General features: G+C 52.9%; 19 protein-coding genes. 9 read left to right on the top strand and 10 right to left on the bottom strand.

The genetic code is table 11. The features are described 5' to 3' along the window. Positions 1–62: 62 nt before the first annotated feature. Positions 63–1214: a PA0069 family radical SAM protein gene (locus ACTJI9_RS07150; protein ID WP_162802436.1), complete on the bottom strand. Its 1152-nt coding sequence runs from the start codon at positions 1212–1214 to the stop codon at positions 63–65. A 108-nt stretch (positions 1215–1322) separates the two neighbouring features. On the opposite strand from ACTJI9_RS07150, the gene ACTJI9_RS07145 reads away from it, so the two are divergent. Continuing rightward, positions 1323–1859, top strand: a complete 537-nt coding sequence (locus tag ACTJI9_RS07145) for a glycosyltransferase family 2 protein (RefSeq protein ID WP_115052152.1) — start codon at positions 1323–1325, stop codon at positions 1857–1859. Here ACTJI9_RS07145 and moaB read toward each other — a convergent pair. From moaB to ACTJI9_RS07115, 6 genes are all read right to left on the bottom strand, one after another. After that, positions 1856–2404: a molybdenum cofactor biosynthesis protein B gene (gene moaB, locus ACTJI9_RS07140; protein WP_440806883.1), complete on the bottom strand. Its 549-nt coding sequence runs from the start codon at positions 2402–2404 to the stop codon at positions 1856–1858. The genes ACTJI9_RS07145 and moaB overlap by 4 nt on opposite strands. A gap of 2 nt (positions 2405–2406) precedes the next feature. Beyond that, positions 2407–3291, bottom strand: coding sequence for a 4-(cytidine 5'-diphospho)-2-C-methyl-D-erythritol kinase (locus tag ACTJI9_RS07135; RefSeq protein ID WP_440806881.1), 885 nt, complete (start codon positions 3289–3291; stop codon positions 2407–2409). A gap of 5 nt (positions 3292–3296) precedes the next feature. After that, on the bottom strand, positions 3297–3482 hold the full coding sequence (locus ACTJI9_RS07130) for a hypothetical protein (RefSeq protein ID WP_115052149.1): 186 nt from the start codon (positions 3480–3482) through the stop codon (positions 3297–3299). 83 nt (positions 3483–3565) lie between these two features. Further along, complete coding sequence (locus tag ACTJI9_RS07125) at positions 3566–4423, bottom strand: S49 family peptidase (RefSeq protein ID WP_440806878.1); 858 nt, start codon at positions 4421–4423, stop codon at positions 3566–3568. A 71-nt stretch (positions 4424–4494) separates the two neighbouring features. Continuing rightward, a complete protein-coding gene (locus ACTJI9_RS07120; protein ID WP_115052147.1) occupies positions 4495–5268 on the bottom strand; it encodes a methyltransferase in 774 nt (257 codons plus the stop codon). Between the two features lie 3 nt (positions 5269–5271). After that, positions 5272–5493: a putative signal transducing protein gene (locus tag ACTJI9_RS07115; RefSeq protein WP_115052215.1), complete on the bottom strand. Its 222-nt coding sequence runs from the start codon at positions 5491–5493 to the stop codon at positions 5272–5274. Positions 5494–5752: 259 nt separating this feature from the next. On the opposite strand from ACTJI9_RS07115, the gene ACTJI9_RS07110 reads away from it, so the two are divergent. The 4 genes from ACTJI9_RS07110 to glyS all read left to right on the top strand — a co-directional run bounded on the left by ACTJI9_RS07110 (position 5753) and on the right by glyS (position 12098). Continuing rightward, positions 5753–6769 (top strand): polyprenyl synthetase family protein, encoded by a 1017-nt coding sequence (locus ACTJI9_RS07110; RefSeq protein ID WP_307283260.1) that lies wholly within the window; start codon positions 5753–5755, stop codon positions 6767–6769. A 135-nt stretch (positions 6770–6904) separates the two neighbouring features. Continuing rightward, a complete protein-coding gene (locus ACTJI9_RS07105; RefSeq protein ID WP_440806873.1) occupies positions 6905–8707 on the top strand; it encodes a tetratricopeptide repeat protein in 1803 nt (600 codons plus the stop codon). A 161-nt stretch (positions 8708–8868) separates the two neighbouring features. Continuing rightward, positions 8869–9804, top strand: a complete 936-nt coding sequence (locus ACTJI9_RS07100; protein WP_370878858.1) for a glycine--tRNA ligase subunit alpha — start codon at positions 8869–8871, stop codon at positions 9802–9804. Then, complete coding sequence (gene glyS, locus ACTJI9_RS07095) at positions 9804–12098, top strand: glycine--tRNA ligase subunit beta (protein WP_440806870.1); 2295 nt, start codon at positions 9804–9806, stop codon at positions 12096–12098. The genes ACTJI9_RS07100 and glyS overlap by 1 nt, the downstream gene beginning before the upstream one ends. Positions 12099–12139: 41 nt before the next feature. On the opposite strand, the gene ACTJI9_RS07090 is transcribed toward glyS, so the two are convergent. Next, entirely contained in the window at positions 12140–12511 is a 372-nt protein-coding gene (locus ACTJI9_RS07090) for a hypothetical protein (RefSeq protein ID WP_440806867.1), read from the bottom strand. A 183-nt stretch (positions 12512–12694) separates the two neighbouring features. On the opposite strand from ACTJI9_RS07090, the gene ACTJI9_RS07085 reads away from it, so the two are divergent. From ACTJI9_RS07085 to ACTJI9_RS07075, 3 genes are all read left to right on the top strand, one after another. Then, positions 12695–13687: an L-threonylcarbamoyladenylate synthase gene (locus tag ACTJI9_RS07085; protein ID WP_440806864.1), complete on the top strand. Its 993-nt coding sequence runs from the start codon at positions 12695–12697 to the stop codon at positions 13685–13687. Further along, positions 13684–15099 (top strand): FAD-binding oxidoreductase, encoded by a 1416-nt coding sequence (locus tag ACTJI9_RS07080; RefSeq protein ID WP_307283268.1) that lies wholly within the window; start codon positions 13684–13686, stop codon positions 15097–15099. Before ACTJI9_RS07085 ends, ACTJI9_RS07080 begins: the two co-directional genes overlap by 4 nt. Positions 15100–15323: 224 nt before the next feature. Continuing rightward, complete coding sequence (locus ACTJI9_RS07075) at positions 15324–15896, top strand: DUF6101 family protein (RefSeq protein ID WP_115052139.1); 573 nt, start codon at positions 15324–15326, stop codon at positions 15894–15896. 11 nt (positions 15897–15907) lie between these two features. On the opposite strand, the gene ubiA is transcribed toward ACTJI9_RS07075, so the two are convergent. Next, positions 15908–16903: a 4-hydroxybenzoate octaprenyltransferase gene (gene ubiA / locus ACTJI9_RS07070; protein WP_440806860.1), complete on the bottom strand. Its 996-nt coding sequence runs from the start codon at positions 16901–16903 to the stop codon at positions 15908–15910. A 138-nt stretch (positions 16904–17041) separates the two neighbouring features. Here ubiA and purD point away from each other — a divergent pair, with 138 nt between their 5' ends. Further along, positions 17042–18319, top strand: a complete 1278-nt coding sequence (purD, locus tag ACTJI9_RS07065; RefSeq protein WP_440806858.1) for a phosphoribosylamine--glycine ligase — start codon at positions 17042–17044, stop codon at positions 18317–18319. A 5-nt stretch (positions 18320–18324) separates the two neighbouring features. Here the strand turns inward: purD and ACTJI9_RS07060 are convergent, their stop codons facing one another. Beyond that, positions 18325–19578, bottom strand: a complete 1254-nt coding sequence (locus ACTJI9_RS07060) for a glycoside hydrolase family 25 protein (protein ID WP_440806855.1) — start codon at positions 19576–19578, stop codon at positions 18325–18327. Positions 19579–19610 lie beyond the last annotated feature (32 nt).

Here is a 19610-nt window from a genome sequence, read left to right as displayed (position 1 = left end):
GCAAAGCTACCCAGGGTAACCATCAGGCGGGGATGGGGATCGCACCTGATGGAAGAGCGTGTCTAAAACAAGGATAACTGCTCGTTTCCGGGCGTTGGCTCGAACAGGTCGGTGCGCAGGCGTCTCTTGTTAATGTTGATTCCGAGCCGCTTTGCAGCAATTTCAAAACGCCGCCCGATCTGCCAGGCATAGGGGCCATCACCCCGCATGCGCTTGCCCCATTCGGCATCATAATCCTTGCCATCGCGCATGGAACGAACAAGCGAAAGCACATGCCGGTAGCGATCGGGATAATTTCGAAGCAGCCACTCCTTGAAAAGCGGGCTGACCTCAAGCGGCAAACGAAGCAGAACATATCCAGCTTCCAGCGCACCCATGGCACGGGCACTATCGAGAATCCGTTCGATCTCATGATCGTTCAACCCGGGAATGACGGGAGCCACCATGACACCAACAGGCACGCCTGCATCGGAAAGACTGCGCAGGGCTTGCAGTCTGCGCGTAGGCGTTGAAGCCCGGGGCTCCATCGTGCGCGCCAGCTTTCCATCAAGGGTCGTCACTGAAAGACAAACCTTGGCGAGGCCCTTCTCAGCCATGCGCGCCAGAATGTCCTGATCCCGCATAACCAACGCGGATTTTGTAACGATTCCAACGGGATGTTGATGCGCCTCCAGAACCTGAAGAATATCGCGCATAATGCGCCATTTCTTCTCGATGGGCTGATAGGGATCGGTATTTGTGCCGATGGCGATTGTCTTTGCAGTATAACCTGGCTTGGACAATTCCCTGTCCAGCATCTTTGCTGCATCAGGCTTGGCAAAGAGTTTTGATTCAAAATCAAGTCCGGCGGACAATCCCATATAGCTATGTGTCGGGCGGGCAAAGCAATAGATGCAACCATGTTCGCAACCGCGATAAGGGTTGATTGACCTGTCGAAACTTATATCAGGCGAGTCATTGCGTGTGATGATTGTCCGGGGCTTTTCGAGTTGTACCTCAGTCTTGAATGGTGGTAGATCTTCAATTGTTTCCCAACCATCATCATAGACATGGCGGCTTTCCGCCTCGAAACGGCCAGTGGGATTCATACCCGCGCCCCGGCCGCGTCTGCGTTCGCTGTCTATGCGCAAACCAGCATCTTCAATCAATGCGTTGGCATGTTGTGCTCGGCCGCTTCCGAAAGCAGCCTTATCCGCCTGCACTACAATGTTCATCTGCGTTCTCCCTGCCAGGGTGGTACCGATTCGGTGGCACCTTCGAGCGTGAATCTATTCCTATCAAATAATGAGAACAAATCAAGAACAATTTAGGTAAAAGGATGGATGGAAATTCTAGTCACATTGATATATTGGCTAGGTATGATTTCCGTCCTGATTGAAACCCATAATTCAGACGAATTGTTAGCCAGAACCCTTGCCGGGCTGGTCGGTGGAGCCGTCGAAGGGCTTCTCAGCGACGTGATTATTGTCGATTACGGATCGTCGGATCAGACCCACCGCGTGGCTGATGCCGCTGGCTGTATCTTTCTGCAGGACCAGACATTGATTGATGGGTTCCGGCGGGCACGCAGTGAATGGTTTTTGCTGGTGGAACCCGGAGCAAGATTGCTCGATGGATGGATTGAGCCGGTCGCTGTTCACGTCGAGCGCTCACAAGGCCCGGCCTGCTTCTCTTGCTCCCATGTTCACCGTAAGCCGCTGTTTAACAGGCTATTTTCAAAACGCAGCCCCATTGCCGATGGCCTGTTGATCTCCAAGCGGCAGGCAATGGCCTTATTGAAGCCGGAAAAGAAGGCGGCTGATCTGGCCCGTGGTTTGGCGATGAAACGTTTACGCGCGGAAATCATTCCAGCAGCTTAGCTCTTACCACCGCGTTTCAAATGTTCATCGAGCCGAGGCATGATCTCGACAAAATTACAGGGCATGTGACGATAATCGAGCTGGTATTGCAGAATATTATCCCAGGCATCCTTGCATGCGCCGGGAGATCCCGGCAGCACAAAGACGAAAGTGGCGTTTAACACTCCACCCGTTGCTCGTGACTGAATCGTGGACGTGCCGATTTTGTCATAGGAAACCCTGTGAAAAATGGTAGAAAATCCGTCCATCCGCTTTTCGAATATGGGCTCGAGTGCTTCCGGTGTCACGTCGCGGCCAGTGAAACCCGTGCCTCCTGTGGTGATGATGACGTCAATCTCGTCATCCTTTGACCAGGAAATGACACGCTCACGAATTTTTGTAACATCGTCTGTCACAATGTCTCTGGCCGCCAATATATGGCCTGCCGCTGTGATGCGCTCGGCAAGCATTTTGCCCGATTTATCATCATCAAGTGAGCGTGTGTCTGACACCGTAAGGACAGCGATTTTGACCGAAACGAAAGTGCGGGATGAATTGTCGGCCAAGGTCAGTTTTCTCCTTCGCCGCTATCTGTCTTGACCACAAACCACAATGGATAGGCATTGCTTATCAGAGATGCGGCAGCAGATGCGGCCTCATCGGTGTCATAAATCGCAAAGCAGGTAGCGCCCGAACCTGACATTCGGGCCAGACGCGGCGATGTAGAATATAGCGCGTCCATGGTGTCGCCAATAATGGGGAGCAGTTCGACCGTGGCAGCATACAAATGATTGTCCGTCTGTTCAAGATAGGCGCAGACATCGTTCACGCTGCCGAACCTTGGCAAGTTGGGCAATCCCGGATTGTTTCGCTTTTTCAAGGCGCCAAAGACCTGTGGCGTCGACACGGCGGCGCCATTGTTGACCAGAACCATTGGCAGGCGCGGGATAGCTGTGACCGCCTCCAGTTCTTCGCCGATACCGCGGGCAATCAAGGGCCTTCCATGCAGGCACATGGGCAGGTCTGCGCCCATTGCCAACCCAATATTATTGAGATCGACAGGATCAATATTGATGTTCCAGAGCGAGACCAGCGCTTTCAAGGTTGAAGCAGCATCGCTTGAGCCACCGCCAACACCAGAGGCGATGGGCAAGTGTTTTTCCAGTTCGATTGAAACAGGAAAAGCCCGGTCCGGAAATTCTGCACGCAGCCTGTCCCGGGCTTTTAAAACAAGATTGGAAGCGTCGGCAGGTAAGGAATGTCCATAAGGTCCTGTTATGCGAAATGAATCCGCGCTGCTGCGTGCGATGCTTATTCGGTCACCATAACCTGCAAAAACCACCAATGTATCCAGGAGATGATATCCATCGTCCCGTTGGCCGGTAATATGCAGTGCCAGATTGATCTTGGCAGGCGCAATCAGGCTGATCGCTTGATCAAGACTGTCGAGCATCTCGGTCAGTCTTTACGCAAGCGGTATTCACCAGTTTCCGGATCCTGAACCAAAGTGCCTTGAGAGCGGTTCTGGACTTCTTTTTCCGCTTCGCGAACACGCTTTGATACACGCTGGGCTTCGCGTTTGAACGAACGATAGCCGTAATAGGCGGCAATACCGATAAGCAGAAAAAAGATGAGTTGTGGCATCGTCCTAGACCCCGAAAATGACAGGCACCGATATTTTCGTAATCATAACACGGTGCGTCGCTCTTGCCAAAATACACACAAGGTTAAAGGCCAAAACGTGACCAAAGCGCCCGTTCTTCTGCAGCATTGACAATGCCTTCGGCAAAACCCGCCCCTATTCCACCAAATCCGATTTCAGCAGAAGGGAGTTTGCGACCAAACAATCCCCGTGGCGGGGCTATAAGTTTGAGTTTGGTCTTAGGGCCATATTGAGATTGCAAATGTGATCGCATATCGCCCAACCCGTCAATCAGGCCAAGTTCCAATCCGCGTATCCCTGTCCAGAACAGCCCTGTAAACAGGTCTGGATTGTCACTGAGCTTTTCACCGCGCCGTTCCCTTACCAGATTGATAAAGGTCTCGTGAATCTCTAATTGCAGCGCTTTGAGATGCTCAATATCCTGCTTGTTTTCCGGCTTGAACGGGTCGAGGGTTGACTTGTTCGAACCGGCGGTATGAACACGCCGCTCGACGCCAATTTTCTTGATCAATTCGGTAAAGCCAAAACTTGCCGAAACAACGCCGATCGAGCCGACGATGGATGAGGGGTCAGCGATGATCTCGTCGCCCGCAACTGCAATCATGTAACCGCCGGAGGCTGCGACATCCTCAACGAAAACATGAACCTTCTTGTTCTTTTCCGCCGCCAGATCACGAATACGCCGATAGATCAGTCGCGACTGAACAGGCGAGCCGCCGGGAGAATTGATCGAAATCGCAACGGCTGGAGCATCTTTATCGCTAAAGGCTTCTTCAAGCATGCCGGCTGTAGAACTGAGCGACAGGTCATTACGAAAGCGGCTGCTTCCCGCCATGATCGCGCCATGCAAGCGTACCACTGGGATTTCGATATGGTCTGGGCGCCAACGGCGGGGCAATAACTTGCGGATAAATCGAGCCAAGCGGGTCTCCTTTACGTGCTCATCTCAAGACCATGTAAGCGGTGCAGAGAAAATCACAATGGTCCCAAAGTCTAAAACAGCGAAGCGACTCCGTTATTGATCGCTATTGCGCGCTCGGTGAAATCATTGCCGGTTTCATGGTGCATCACCAAGGGAGGATGAAAGGTAAGCCCCGCGCGGCTGCCCTTTACCCCTTTGATGATGATCCTGATCGCGGCCTCTTGAGGTCTGGGCTGGACAGGAACGATAATGAGCCCGCCAAAGCGCCTTTGCAAAGCTGTCAGCAGGTCAAGCATGGACGCTGGCCGCGCGATAATGGCGATTGATCCGCCGGGTTTGACGATGGAAGCGGCGGTTTTAATCCATTTTTCCAGCATACCATCTGTCATGACATGAGCTTCCGCTTTCAAAGCATCCGGCGTTGCGCGGTCCTTTGCCTCGTTGAAAGGCGGATTCATGATGGCAAAATCGAAAAAGTTGTCATGGATTCCGGCAGCCATGCGCGTTTTGCCCATAGCTGTTACATCAGCCTGAACAATATCGCACCGGCCTGAGAACAGGTGGTTCTCTGGTAAAGCCAGAGACAAGCGGGCGCACTGCGCCATGAGTTCGGATCGCTCGATAAGAGTTGCACTGGCTTTGCCGCAGCGGGAAAGAACCGCAAGACCAGCAGCCCCAGCCCCGGCACCCAGATCTGCGATACGACCGCTGAATTCATTGGGCACTACGCTCGCCAACACCATGGCATCTACGCCGGAGCGATGACCTTTGGCAGAGGGTTGAATGAGGCGGAAACGACCGCGATGGAAAGCGTCGATCGTATGAGGAATATCCAGAACAGACATGAACTAGCCGCGAAGCTCCTGCTCGATTCCCGCGTCTGTCAGCAACTGGCGCGCCTCTTTTTCAAATTCTGAATCGACCATCACGCGCCGGGCGAGAACACCAAGCGACCCTTCAAGTACGCTCATATTGGCATCAGCGATAAAATATTTGATCTGTGCATCTTTCAATAATGATTCGACGAATGAAATCAGAACAGGGTCGTTGAGGCGCATTATTTCGATCATCTGAACTACCGTTTCGAAAGGGATGGGGAGAAGGGCCACTGGCTTTATCACGAATTTGTGGCCTGTACCAATTCTGCGCGCCAATTCGCCGCTTGCGGGTTATAGGCAGTCAAAATAAGGTGTCGCCGCATTGCAGCGCCGCGCATCTTGCAAGATTTTACCGGGCGTAGTGATATTTTGATTTGGCTCGCAATCCTTTCTGAAGATCAAATCTGGTCCTCGGAATCAGGCGCAAGGCCAAGACAGTAGGAGTTTCATTTTGGGCGTTGTTGTCAGTCTTGAAGAGAAGAAAAGCAGTTCTGGGTCGGTTCAGCCCCTGGTCGATTTGACCAAGGCGGATATGGGGCGGGTCAATGAACTGATTTTGTCTAAAGCAGGATCTGATGTTGAAATGATCCCGGAAGTTGCCAATCACCTGATTTCCTCAGGTGGCAAGCGTTTGCGCCCAATGATCACACTGGCTGCCGCACGTATGTTCGGCTATGAGGGCGATGGCCATGTGAAGCTGGCGACCAGCGTTGAATTCATGCATACCGCTACGCTGCTTCACGACGACGTGGTGGATGAGAGCGATCTGCGCCGTGGAAAAAGTACTGCGCGAATGATCTGGGGCAATCAGGCAAGCGTTCTCGTTGGCGACTTCCTGCTTGGTCAAGCCTTTAAAATGATGGTGGAAGTTGGTTCGCTGGAAGCACTGGATGTGCTCGCTACCTCTGCATCGGTCATTGCTGAAGGCGAAGTGATGCAGCTTTCGGCGGCAAAAAACCTTGAAACGACTGAAGACGAATATCTTGCCGTCATCAAAGCGAAGACTGCGGCGCTCTTCTCTGCTGCTGCGGAAGTGGGGCCGATAATTGCCGCTGCGTCGAAGACCGATCGGCAGGCGCTACGTTCATATGGCCTCAATCTCGGACTTGCCTTTCAGCTTGTCGACGACGCGTTGGATTATGGTGGCAATGCCAAAGATCTAGGCAAGAATACCGGCGATGATTTCCGTGAGGGCAAGATCACGCTTCCAGTCGTCCTTACCTATCGTCGGGGCAGCTCGGAAGAGCGGCAATTCTGGAAGGAAGCGCTTGAAAACGGCGTTAATGACGACAAGGGCTTGGAAAAAGCAAAGGGCTTGATGACCCGCTATGGTGCATTGAGCGACACGATCCAGCGAGCAAGGCACTTTGGCGGAATAGCACGTGACGCGTTGGCTCCGCTGGACCACTCGCCGCAGAAGGATGCCTTGCTGGAGGTAATCGATTTCTGCATCAGCCGGGTAAATTGAAGCCCGTCAGATGAGGGGTGCAAGCTAACCCCGTGCTAGTCTTTAGGAAAACTTGAGCGAAAACCGTAAAAAGGCCATGGTTCCCTTGAGGATTCGCAGTATCGTTTCAAATTAGGCAGTAAAGAGGGATTTGTCATGCAGCGCAGTAAAATGCTCGGCTCGATTGTAGGAGCTACACTGGCTGCCATGATAGGCGGTGCGATCCCGGCAGCAGCGACCACGACACAGACGCCAGTCATAAATACCGGAAACCTGTCGGGCGCTTTTCTTTCAGCTCGGACTGCAGAGCGCGACAATGATTTTGATAGCGCCATAGCGTTTTATCGGCAGGCACTGACCTATGATCCCAAAAATACGGAGCTGCGTCAAAGCCTCCTGCTTGTTCTTTTGACGAACGGCCAGTTCAAAGAAGCATTGCCGCTGGCTGCCGAGTTGAAGGCTGTGCCTGAAATAGAGCGTTTCTCGCGTTTGGCGCTTGGAATTGATGCTCTCAACAAGAAACAATACCGCCAGGTCGAAACATTGATGATGCTGTCGCTCCAGTCTGATCTGGATCGTATGGTGACTGGACTGATTGCAGCTTTTGCCAAAGCCGGTGCCGGCAAGCCCAACGAGGCTTTGGCAATGATTGACAAGTTGAAGGGGCCGGAAGGCTTCACGCTTTTCAAGGCCTATAGTTCGGCGCTGATTGCGGACATGGCGGGTCAGAAGAAAAAGGCGGCAGAGTTTTATCAAAGCGCCCTGGACAACAAGGCCAATATAGCTGCTGCTCCTGACACGTATGAGCGCTTGGTCGAGGCATATGCTTCGTTCAAAATTCGCAATGGTGACAAGCCAGGCGCTGAAGCACTGGTCAAGGAAGCAATTGATGTTCTGTCGGGACGCATGGTTCTTGTCGAATTTGCCAAGCAGATAGCGAGCGCAAAAACGATCAAACCTCTGATTGAGACCCCGCAACAGGGGGCATCCGAGGTATTATATGTCGTTGCGACAGCAATTGATAATGGTGGCGCGGAAGCCTTTTCGAAATTATATCTGCAAATGTCCCTGCCACTTCGCCCGGACCATGATGCTACCCTTTATCAATTGGGTGATCTGAGTGCGAAGCTTGAACAGCCGGAGAAAGCAATCGAGTATTTTGGCAAAATTGCCAAGGATTCCGCCTATAGGCGCGATGCCGAAATGCAGCTTGCGATTAATCTCGCCGTTCTGAAACGAAATGACGAAGCTATCAAGCATCTTGGTGTTTTGCTTGAAAGCAATCCGGAAGACATGCGTACATATCTGGCTATTGGCAGCATTTATGCCCAGGATAAAAATTTCAAGCAGGCAGCTGAAACCTACGACAAGGCCGTTGCCGTTTTAAAGCAGCCTACCCGAAATGACTGGACGATCTTCTATCAGCGTGGAATTTCCTATGAGCGCCTGAAGGAATGGGACAAGGCGGAGCCGAATTTCCTGAAAGCGCTGGAACTCTACCCCGATCAGCCACAGGTCCTGAACTATCTTGGATATTCGTGGATTGATATGAATATCAAGCTCGAACAGGGGCTGGATTTGATCAAGAAAGCCGTAGCAGCAAGGCCACAGGACGGCTATATCGTCGATTCATTGGGCTGGGCCTATTATCGTTTGGGCCGGTACGATGAAGCCGTCACTCAGCTTGAGCAGGCAGTAAAACTGCGCGCCGAAGATGCTACAATCAATGATCACCTTGGTGATGCTTACTGGCGTGCGGGCCGCAAGCTTGAGGCGACTTTCCAATGGGCGCATGCGCGCGATTCCAAGCCTGAGCCTGAAGATCTGGTCAAGATCGAGGAAAAGCTGAAAAACGGACTTCCAGAAGAAAAGAATCCCGGTGTGGCAAAGAACGGCGTTCAGGTACCTGAGCCACCAACGCCGCCAGCTCCGGCTCCAGCACCCGACAAGAAGGGCTGATTTCTTCGTTCCACTTGACCGGTCTGTATGCACGTCTTAGAGCATGATCCCGAAAAGTCGCATGACTTTACGGACAAGATCATGCTCCAAACGAAACACGCATTCTCTGTTATTTCCAGTAATGAAAAGGCCGCACGGTGACTTCTCCCTTGCCAGATCATATGCACCCGACCCGCTCGTTTCAGGGGCTTATCCTGACGCTCCACAATTATTGGGCGCAGCATGGCTGTGTAATCCTGCAGCCCTATGACATGGAAGTTGGTGCTGGCACATTCCACCCCGCAACGACTTTGCGTTCGCTTGGACCAAAGCCGTGGAAGGCTGCCTATGTGCAGCCGTCACGCCGCCCGAAAGATGGTCGTTACGGCGAAAATCCAAACCGGTTGCAGCATTATTATCAGTATCAGGTGATCATGAAGCCATCGCCGCCCAATCTGCAGGAGCTTTATCTTGGCTCGCTGCGGGCTATCGGCCTTGATCCTTTGATGCACGATATCCGTTTCGTCGAGGATGACTGGGAAAGTCCGACATTGGGTGCCTGGGGTCTCGGTTGGGAGTGCTGGTGTGACGGCATGGAAGTGTCGCAATTTACCTATTTTCAGCAGGTTTGCGGAATTGAATGCTCGCCGGTGTCGGGTGAATTGACCTATGGTCTGGAACGTCTTGCCATGTATGTGCAGGGCGTGGACAATGTTTACGACCTCAATTTCAATGGTCTTGAGGGTGACGAGAAAGTCACCTATGGCGACGTATTCCTACAGGCCGAACAGGAATATTCACGGCATAATTTTGAACATGCAAATACAAGCACCTTGCTCCGTCATTTCGAAGATGCGGAAGCGGAATGTGAAGCGCTATTGCGCGCAGGCGCTCCAAAAAACGGCGATAACAGCCCTCAGCATAAAATGGTCCTGCCTGCCTATGATCAGTGCATCAAGGCATCCCACGCATTCAATCTTCTTGATGCGCGTGGCGTGATTTCGGTAACGGAACGTCAGAGCTATATATTGCGGGTACGCAATCTTGCCCGGCAATGCGGCGAGGCCTTCCTTCTCACGGAAGCAGGTGGCGTGAATTTCAAGAGTGAGTCCGTATAATGCCTGATCTTTTGCTCGAACTCCGCTCGGAAGAAATTCCGGCACGTATGCAGCGCAAGGCTGCTGGCGATTTGAAGAAGCTGGTTACCGACGCTTTGGTCGAAGCCGGGCTGACCTATGAGGCAGCGGGAGACTATTGGACGCCGCGCCGTCTTACGCTCGATATACGTGGCCTTACAGCACGTTCCAAGGATGTGCACGAAGACCGCAAAGGCCCAAGTGTCAATGCGCCTGAGCAGGCTATTGCAGGCTTTCTGCGTTCAGCAGGCTTGAATGATATTTCTGAAGCGCATGTCCACACCGATCCTAAGAAGGGTGATTTTTATGTCGCCCATCTGACGAAACCCGGGCGCGGCGCTGAAGAGATCATTGCGGAGCTGATGCCAAAGATTATCCGCGAATTCCCATGGCCAAAATCCATGCGATGGGGCGCGGCGTCTTCCAAATCCGGAAGCTTGCGCTGGGTTCGTCCGCTACAGTCTATTGTTTGCACGTTCGGACCTGAAACCGAGGAGCCGGTTGTCGTCGATTTTGAGATCGATGGTCTGAAAGCTGGCAATGTAACCTATGGTCATCGCTTCCTGAGCGATGGCAAGCCGATCACCGTCCGCCGCTTTGACGACTATGTTGCCAAGCTTGAAAAGGCGAAGGTCGTGCTCGATGCGGATCGCCGTAAGGAAATTATCCTCTCCGACGCCCAGAACATCGCTTTTGCATCGGGACTTGAGCTTGTTGAAGATGAGGCGCTTCTTGAAGAAGTGTCTGGCCTCGTCGAATGGCCGGTGGTGTTGATGGGCGAATTTGAGGAGGAGTTTCTTGCAATTCCGCCTGAGGTTATCCGCCTTACCATCAAGACCAATCAGAAATGCTTTGTTACACGTAAACAGGGCGAAGCGGACAAGCTTTCCAATAAGTTCATCCTCGTTTCCAATATCGAGGCGACTGATGGCGGTCGCGAGATTGCCCATGGCAACGGCAAGGTCGTGCGGGCACGCCTCTCGGATGCGCTATACTTCTGGAATACCGACCAGCATGATTTGCCAGATATGCACACGCTGGCGCCAGCTGCCATCAAGTTTGACCTTGATCTGAGCAAGCCATTGGACCAACGCATGGCACGTTTGGATGCGCTGAATGTTACTTTCCACGCAAAGCTTGGTACACAAGGCGAGCGCGTCACGCGGATTAAAAATCTTGCACGCGCACTTGCGATTCGGATAGGCGCCGATCCAGTTTTGGCAAGCCGCGCATCGGTTTTGGCTAAAGCCGATCTTACAACCGAAATCGTTGGCGAATTTCCTGAGTTGCAAGGTGGCATGGGCCGGAAATATGCACTCCTGCAGAATGAGCACCCATCAGTGGCTGCCGCCATTGAGGAGCATTACAAACCGCAAGGACCATCCGATTTTGTACCAAGCGATCTGGTTTCGGTCGCTGTTGCACTGGCGGACAAATTGGATACGCTGGTCGGCTTCTGGGCTATTGATGAAAAGCCAACCGGTTCGAAAGATCCATTCGCATTACGGCGCTCGGCGCTCGGCGTGATCAGGCTTCTGCTTTCAAGCGATTGGAAGATTGAACTTTTGCCCATTTTCCAAGACGCCTTCATTCAATTGCGCGAAGAGAAAATCGAGCAGCGGATCGAGCATTTCGAGGAAGCGCAGGCAGCCCAGAATTCGGGTGATGTGGATGGTGAGGAAGATGTTACCAACGCGATATCCGGTTTTGAAAAGCGGATACGCGGCCAGCTTTCGGAGCGGTCACAACCCATCCTTCTTGATCTCTTGGCGTTCTTTCATGACCGCCTCAAGGTACATCTGCGCGACCTCGGTGCGCGTCATGATCTGATTGATTCTGTGCTTAAACCAGACGCCGATAATCTCTTGCTGATCGCACGGCGTGTCGAGGCGCTTGTTGTTTTCCTCAACACGGAAGACGGTAAAAATCTTGTTGCCGGAACCAAGCGTGCCGCCAATATTTTGAGCGCCGAGGAGAAGAAGGGGACAGCCATTTCAGACATGGTAAACCCCGATCTTTTCAATGATGATGCGGAAAAGAACCTATACGTCGCGGTGAATCAAGCTGAGAGCCAAGCGGCGCAAGCGATTCAAAAGGAAGACTTTTCCGGCGCGATGATCGCACTTAGTGCTTTGCGTGAACCAGTTGATTCATTCTTTGAAAAAGTGCTGGTTAATGACGACAATGCCGATATTCGCGCAAATCGTCTGGCATTGCTTTCGCGTATCCGCGCGGCGACGGATGCCGTCGCTGATTTCTCGAAAATTGTTGGATGACAGGAAGATAGGTAGCAGTTCTCAACTGTCTTAGGCGTTTCCTAATTCACGCCTGCGCGCATCGGTGCTTCTGTTAAGTCGGGGGCAGGCATTGATTTGCCAGCGGCTATAGGTTCCGATGCCTGCGCGGCAAGCAAGGGATTTGCCGGCGCCGCATTACCTTGCATGCGCGCCATATACTCCCGGGAACGAGCACGTCTTTCCGCATAAGCTTTCAAGCGTGCTGCTTCCTCCGCAGTCTGTTCAAGGCATGATGTGCAGACTGGATTGCCGTTGGCATCGAAGCTGTCATAACCAATATAGGATACCGAATTCGGTTTGGCCGTTTCTCCGCTGACAATGATTGAATCTGCTAAAGCGGAGGCGCTTATCAGGGCGATGGCTGACGCTGCAATGAACTGGCGTAGAAGCATGGCTGATCAATCCTGGATTCTCTATATAAACAAACGCTCCAGCCTTCTCTATTTGGGATTCATTGCCAAAGCTTTCTCACGATGGATTCAATTTTAGGCATGACATCATTCGAGCTGTTCATCAGCCAATACTTGCAGCGCGCCACCTCATTCGTGTAGGCAGGGCGACCACTGGAGGCTATCTTGGCTACAATCTTGGGTATGGACGAACAGGCGATCCTCGCTGCAGCCGATACGTTGGCTCAGGGGAAGCTTGTGGCTATCCCAACGGAGACCGTATACGGCCTTGCAGCCGATGCGACGAACGGAAGCGCAGTTGCCGGTATCTTTGAGGCCAAAGGCCGCCCGCACTTCAATCCGCTGATCTGCCATGTCTCGGATGTTGCCATGGCCGAACGTTATGCAGAGATCGATCCGGTTTCCCGTCAATTGATCAATGCTTTCTGGCCGGGGCCACTTACCCTCGTCCTTCCATTGAAACCGGACTGCGGAATCCATCCCCTGGTAGCGGCCGGACTCGACACTATTGCTCTGCGTATGCCCCGTGGCGTGGCAGGAAAAATCATCGCGGCATTGGATCGACCGCTTGCAGCACCGAGCGCCAATACTTCCGGAAAGATAAGCGGCACCAATGCTTTGTCTGTAGAAGGCGATTTGGGGTCAAAGATTGCGATGATCCTTGATGCAGGCCCGTCAGAAGTCGGACTCGAGTCGACGATTGTCAAAGTTGATGGTGATACAATCCTGATGCTACGCCCGGGCGGCCTCCCGGCTGAAGAGATTGAGGCTGTGATTGGCCGGAAGCTTGGCCGCATAGATCAGCGCGCAGCAATTCAGGCACCGGGGATGATGGCTTCCCATTATGCTCCCTCTGCCGCAATGAGGTTGAACGTCCATGACGTAATGGCAGGCGAGGCTTTGCTTGCTTTTGGACCGCACCGTGCAAATGGATACTCAAAAGCCGCTGCCATTCTCAATCTCAGCAAAACGGGCAGCCTGCACGAGGCTGCAACCAACCTCTTTGACTTCATGAAGCGCCTCGACGCCGTTGATTGCACAATGATTGCCGTCGAACCCATACCTTTCAACGGCCTCGGTGAGGCTATTAATGACCGCCTTGTTCGCGCCGCAGCGCCCCGCTCGTTGTCGGTAGCCGAAATGGAACAGATAAAATGACGCTGACGCAGAATTTGATTGAACGTTTTGTAGCAATAGTAGGTGAAGCTTATGCTTTACGCAGTGCCAATGACATTGAGCCGTACCTTATCGAGCCGCGCGATAAATTTGGCGGCAAGACCTCGCTGGTATTGCGCCCCTCAAATGTCGATGAAGTTTCGGCCATTCTCAAATTGGCGACCGAAACGGAAACCGCCATCGTCCCACAAGGCGGGAATACTGGCCTTGTGGGGGGGCAAATACCAGATGGTAGTGGAACTCAAATTGTCCTGTCGCTTTCGCGGTTGAACAAAATCCGCAGCATTGATCCTGCTGGAAATCTGGCCATTGTGGAAGCCGGGGTTGTATTGCAGAAACTTCAGGAGGCCGCTGCCCAGGCGGGCAAGCTGTTTCCGCTATCCCTCGGGTCTGAAGGCTCTTGTCAGGTTGGAGGAAATCTTTCTTCCAATGCTGGTGGTACTGCAGTTCTGGCCTATGGCAATACGCGGGAACTCTGCCTCGGTGTTGAAGTTGTTTTGCCAACCGGCGAAATTCTGAATGATTTGCGTACCGTCAAGAAGGACAATACCGGCTACGATCTGAAAGACCTCTTCATAGGGGCTGAAGGAACGCTTGGCGTTATCACTGCTGCGGTCATGAAACTGTTTCCGTTGCCGAAAGGCAAAGGCGTTGCCTATGTTGGGCTATCCAGTCCCGATAATGCCTTGCAATTGTTGAACATGGCCCAGAGCCACGCAGGCGCATCCTTGACGGGCTTTGAGTTGATGCCGCGGATAGGTGTGGAGTTCTCGGTTGCCCACACGGAAGGTGTGCGTGATCCACTGCAGGAGCCGCATAACTGGTACGTTCTGCTTGATATTTCTTCATCGCGTTCCGCCGAAGACGCGCGGGAAACCATTGAAGCAATCCTGACCGAAGCATTCGAGGCCGGTCTGGTGGATGATGCAACCATCGCTGAGAGTACTGCGCAGGAAAAATCGTTCTGGCATATGCGCGAGGCCATGTCTCATGCGCAGAAACCCGAAGGCGGTTCGATCAAACATGATATTTCCGTACCCGTCGCCAGAATTCCGGACTTCATCAAAGAAGCTGATCAGGCGGTTCTCGATCTCATTCCTGGCGCCCGTATTGTTTCATTCGGCCATATGGGCGATGGCAATCTGCACTATAATATTTCGCAGCCCGTCGGCGCCGATAAACAAGCCTTTCTTGATCGCTGGGCTGAGGTAACGAAGCGCGTTCACGATATCGTCCGCGCTTATAACGGGTCGATCTCGGCGGAACATGGCATCGGCCAGTTAAAGCGACAGGAATTGTCTGAAACCAAGTCACCCATTGCGCTCGATCTCATGCGCCGCATCAAGAAATCGTTTGACCCTGCAGGCGTTATGAATCCCGGCAAGGTCATCTGAAATCGCAACCCTTTATTCACGCTCCTTACCAAAGTCTTGGGGCAGGTCGTGTTTCGATAACCATTCCATCTAATCAGAAAGAGTTAACCCAGTTCGTTAAGCGGTATTGGGAAAGTTGACGCTACTGTGTCCCTAACGAGACCAGAAAATGGTCCGTCCTTACAGGGAAATAAACATCAGAGAAGACCGGAAAACCGGCTCTCAGGATCGACAGAAGGCGTCAAATGAACAAAGCCGGAGCAAAGCCGGTTTGGGCAGGTCGGGAATTCCGGCTTGACCCATTCCACCTGCCACAGACAGTAACTTATGCGACACGCGATGATCGCGGCGACATCACCTTCACACTGCATGAACGGGGCGCTGTGGTGAAACGGATTCTTCCAGCCAGCAATCTACCCGTTTCGCTTGCTCTTCCACCATGTGCCTTCCGCGGCGTTACGGCCCGCGCAACGGAAGATGAGCTTGGCGATATCACTGTCACGCTTGAACTCATGCATACGGACCCGCATCTTTCAGTTCCATTGCTTGTCGCCCATGACCTCAACGATGTTGCTGCCGATTGGCGCGCATGGTCGTCAATGTTCAAGCTGCCGATGATGATGGTGGAAGAAGATGGAGTTGCTCGCCAGCTCGACCACAATATTGGCCCCGTCGCTGTTTCTGCTCCGACACCCCGTCGGCAGGGCCGTGAGCCGCGCCGCCGCCGTCCGCGCTTTCTTGCCCGCCGCAAAATGGGCGATCTTGGCCTGCGTCTGGTTATAAGCGGCGAAGAGATTATTGCGCAGGGTTCAAAATAACCCTGCAGCTCTTAAAACATTGGTTTGACCACGGTCCACAGCCCACCGGCGACCAAACCAAGAAAAATCACCCAGCCGACAATAGTATTGGATTTAAACAGCCGCAGGCATTCATCTGGATTGTCAATGTCGAGTGTCATGATCTGGCGGTACATATGCGCGCCTGCGGCCAGGAGACCGGCGACGGCGGGCATAGGAACTTCAGCCACTGCAAAAGCGCCGAGAAAAAGCGCTAGCGCCCCAGCATAAAGAACCATGAGGGCTTCCCGCGTGCGGCTGCCAAACAGCCGCGCAGTAGAGCGCACGCCAACCAGAGCATCATCTTCCTTGTCCTGGTGGGCGTAGATCGTATCATAGCCGATGACCCAGAGGATCGATCCGGCATAAAGCAGGATTGCCGGCCAATCCAATGAGCCGAAATGTGCTGACCAACCAACCAGCGCGCCCCATGAAAACGCCAATCCAAGCACAAATTGCGGCCAGTTGGTTATGCGTTTCATAAATGGATAGATGGCGACAATCGCCAATGATCCGATTGCAAGAATGATGGTAAAAAAGTTTAGCTGAACCACCACCGCAAAACCAACCAGTGCCTGTAGCACCAGAAATATTTTGGCTTGTTTTCTGGTTACCTGACCGGAAGGCAGCGGACGCGAACGTGTCCGCGCCACCTTGTTGTCGATATCCTCATCGGCAAGATCATTATAGGTGCAGCCAGCCCCGCGCATGGCAATTGCCCCGATGAGAAAAAGTATAAGGTGGTAGGGCGAGGGGAGAACGGACCATAATGGCTCGCCGACCTTGGCGCCAGCTGTTGCTGCAAGTGCCGTCGCCCACCAGCACGGCCACAGGAGAAGCCACCATCCGATTGGTCGGTCCCAGCGCGCAAGTTGTGCATAAGGCCAAAGCCAGTTTGGTAAAATGCGATAGACCCAATGACCCGATGGCGCATCGAACACGCGACCACGGCTGTGCCGGGATTGAATATTATCTTTTTCTGTAATCATGATTTGACCTTGCAGCGGTTAACCGCACAGTCAAGCACCCTATGTGCATTTTCAGGGCAAATTCTTATTGCGTGCTTGACCCATGCGCCTCAAAGCCATACCGACACCGCAATAATTCTTTATAGGAGCGGAATTTCGATGAACGTCTTGCTGATAGGTTCCGGCGGTCGCGAGCATGCGCTGGCATGGAAAATGGCTGCATCGCCCGCCCTTACAAAGCTTTATTGTGCACCCGGTAATCCCGGCATTGCGAATGTTGCAACATGTGTGGAGCTTGATCCCTCGGATCACGCGCAGATCATTGCCTTTTGCAAAGACAAATCAATCGATTTCGTGGTTGTCGGCCCGGAAGCACCTTTGGTAGCGGGTATTGCAGACGATTTGCGCGCTGAAGGATTTTCCGTGTTCGGACCGTCGAAAGCTGCGGCACGGCTTGAGGGATCGAAGGGATTTACCAAGGATATCTGTGCGCGTTTCAATATTCCAACAGGTGCCTATCAGCGATTTTCTGAAGCCGATGCCGCAAAAGCATATGTCAGACAGCAGGGCGCTCCCATCGTCGTCAAGGCGGATGGGCTCGCAGCGGGCAAGGGCGTCGTCGTAGCCTTCGAGATTCAGGAGGCGTTGGATGCAGTGGACGCGTGTTTTGAGGGAGCCTTTGGTGGTGCCGGTGCGGAGGTCGTCGTCGAAGAATATCTCGATGGAGAAGAAGCCAGCTTCTTTTGCCTGTGCGACGGAAAAGTCGCGCTGCCATTTGGGACAGCACAGGATCACAAACGTGTTGGTGATGGTGATACGGGGGTCAATACCGGTGGCATGGGAGCCTATTCGCCTGCACCTGTTATGAGCCAGGAAATCATTGACCGCACCATGCGCGAACTAATCGAGCCGACCATGCGCGGCATGGCTGAAATTGGCGCGCCGTTCAGCGGCGTTCTCTTTGCCGGGCTTATGATCACCAAGGATGGTCCGAAGCTGATTGAATATAATACGCGTTTTGGCGATCCGGAAACGCAGGTTCTGATGCTGCGCTTGAAAGATGATCTTCTGTTGCTGCTTAAAGCGGCGGCCGATGGTGCTCTGGACCAGATGTCCGTACGCTGGAGCGATGACCCTGCGTTGACGGTCGTTATGGCAGCAAAGGGCTACCCGACCTCCCCGGAGAAGGGCAGCATCATCAAAGGTGTGGAGGCAGCGGCTGAGGCTGATGCGGTTGAGGTTTTCCACGCAGGCACCACTTTGAAAGATGGTGATCTGGTAGCTAATGGCGGGCGCGTCTTGAATGTGACGGCAAGCGGTAAAACTGTGCAACTCGCCCAAGAAGCAGCTTACAAAGCCATTTCAAAGATCGATTGGCCTGAAGGTTTTTATCGTCGCGATATTGGATGGCGGGCAATTGAACGGGAACGTAGCTAGTCTTCCTATCGTGCAGCGATACAATGTCTGCCGGGTGCTGTCAGAGGCGTCCAGTTCGCGCTGTGGGTTGGCTGTTTCAATCCACGAGCGATAGCTGCAAGGTTTATCGCCTCATTGATATTCATGCTTTTCTGCGGCTTGGTAACAGAAGCAGTCAAGGTTTCATCAATTCCCGTATCCGGTGCAGGGGCGAGCAATTGATGAACACCGGCAATGAGTCCTTCTGTCGTAATAGCGGATTGCGCCAATTCCCATAAAGCCCGGTAGTCAACCAGCGGGACTTCTGCCGCTGCCATAAGAATGTCGTCCTCAGGGTAGGGGCGATTCCCCGGTGTCGGCAGATTGTCCGGCGGAAGAGCACGAACCAACTCGCCCAAAGGCCAGGCGTTTTTTAGCTGGGCAACAGTCATGTCAGCTACGTTTACATCAATGTCGCGATTGGTTCCGGCTGGCCTATAGGGGCAACGCTGCTCGGTGCAATTACTCTGGGAGGTAAATTGCCAAAGAGCGTAATCTTGCCAGTTTCCTTTCGGAAAATGCGGAGCGATGTCAGATTCATAGCGCGCATACCATAGCTGCAGGCGCGACAAGATGGGAAATTCCAGTCGCCGGTCTGCAATATATTTTGCCGTTGTACCATTGGTATAGAGGACTGGATAACGACCAGTCCGCAGCTTGATCTGCTCGGCGAAAATCTGCGCGTCTCGCAAGGACATGAAGCGTTCGGGATCATTGTCCTCAATGTCGATTGCGATCAACTCGTCATCGCTTGGTTCGGCATAATCAATAAAGTGATTGGCTTGTTCGATCGGATTGCCCGGACGGCCAAGGTGATATGCTCCCCATTTCAGCCCAAGAGTTTTGGCGAGCATGCGACGTGTCTGATAAAGTTCGCGCGAAACCGCATAGTTGCGCCATATGCGCCTGCATAGCTCCTGTTGCATCTCATCGTCGATTCGTTTGCAATGGTAGTTTGCAGGCAGGCCATCGGAACCTTTATGGATGAAGGCTGCTATACGTGGGTCTTTGACGATTTCTGCAAGATTAAATGAATTTTGCTCGTAGCCATCAAGTACGATTGCACGCGCTTTATTTGACCAAGGTGTCGTGAACTCGGAAGTAGCGCTCGCACTGCCGTTGAAGCACATTCCCAGAAGGGCAGCCGCAAGAGCAAATATGGATCGCCGGGTCGCCAATATATTGCCTCGTAACGGAGTTTCCAAGATACCAGTCAGATGGTGGCCGTAATGGGTTAACATGGTGTTAACCATAGGAGAGCGGTCCATCAGAG

It is taken from the genome of Phyllobacterium sp. 22552, from assembly GCF_052044585.1.
Taxonomy (GTDB): domain Bacteria; phylum Pseudomonadota; class Alphaproteobacteria; order Rhizobiales; family Rhizobiaceae; genus Phyllobacterium; species Phyllobacterium ifriqiyense.
This window is presented reverse-complemented; position numbering and strand designations above follow the sequence as displayed.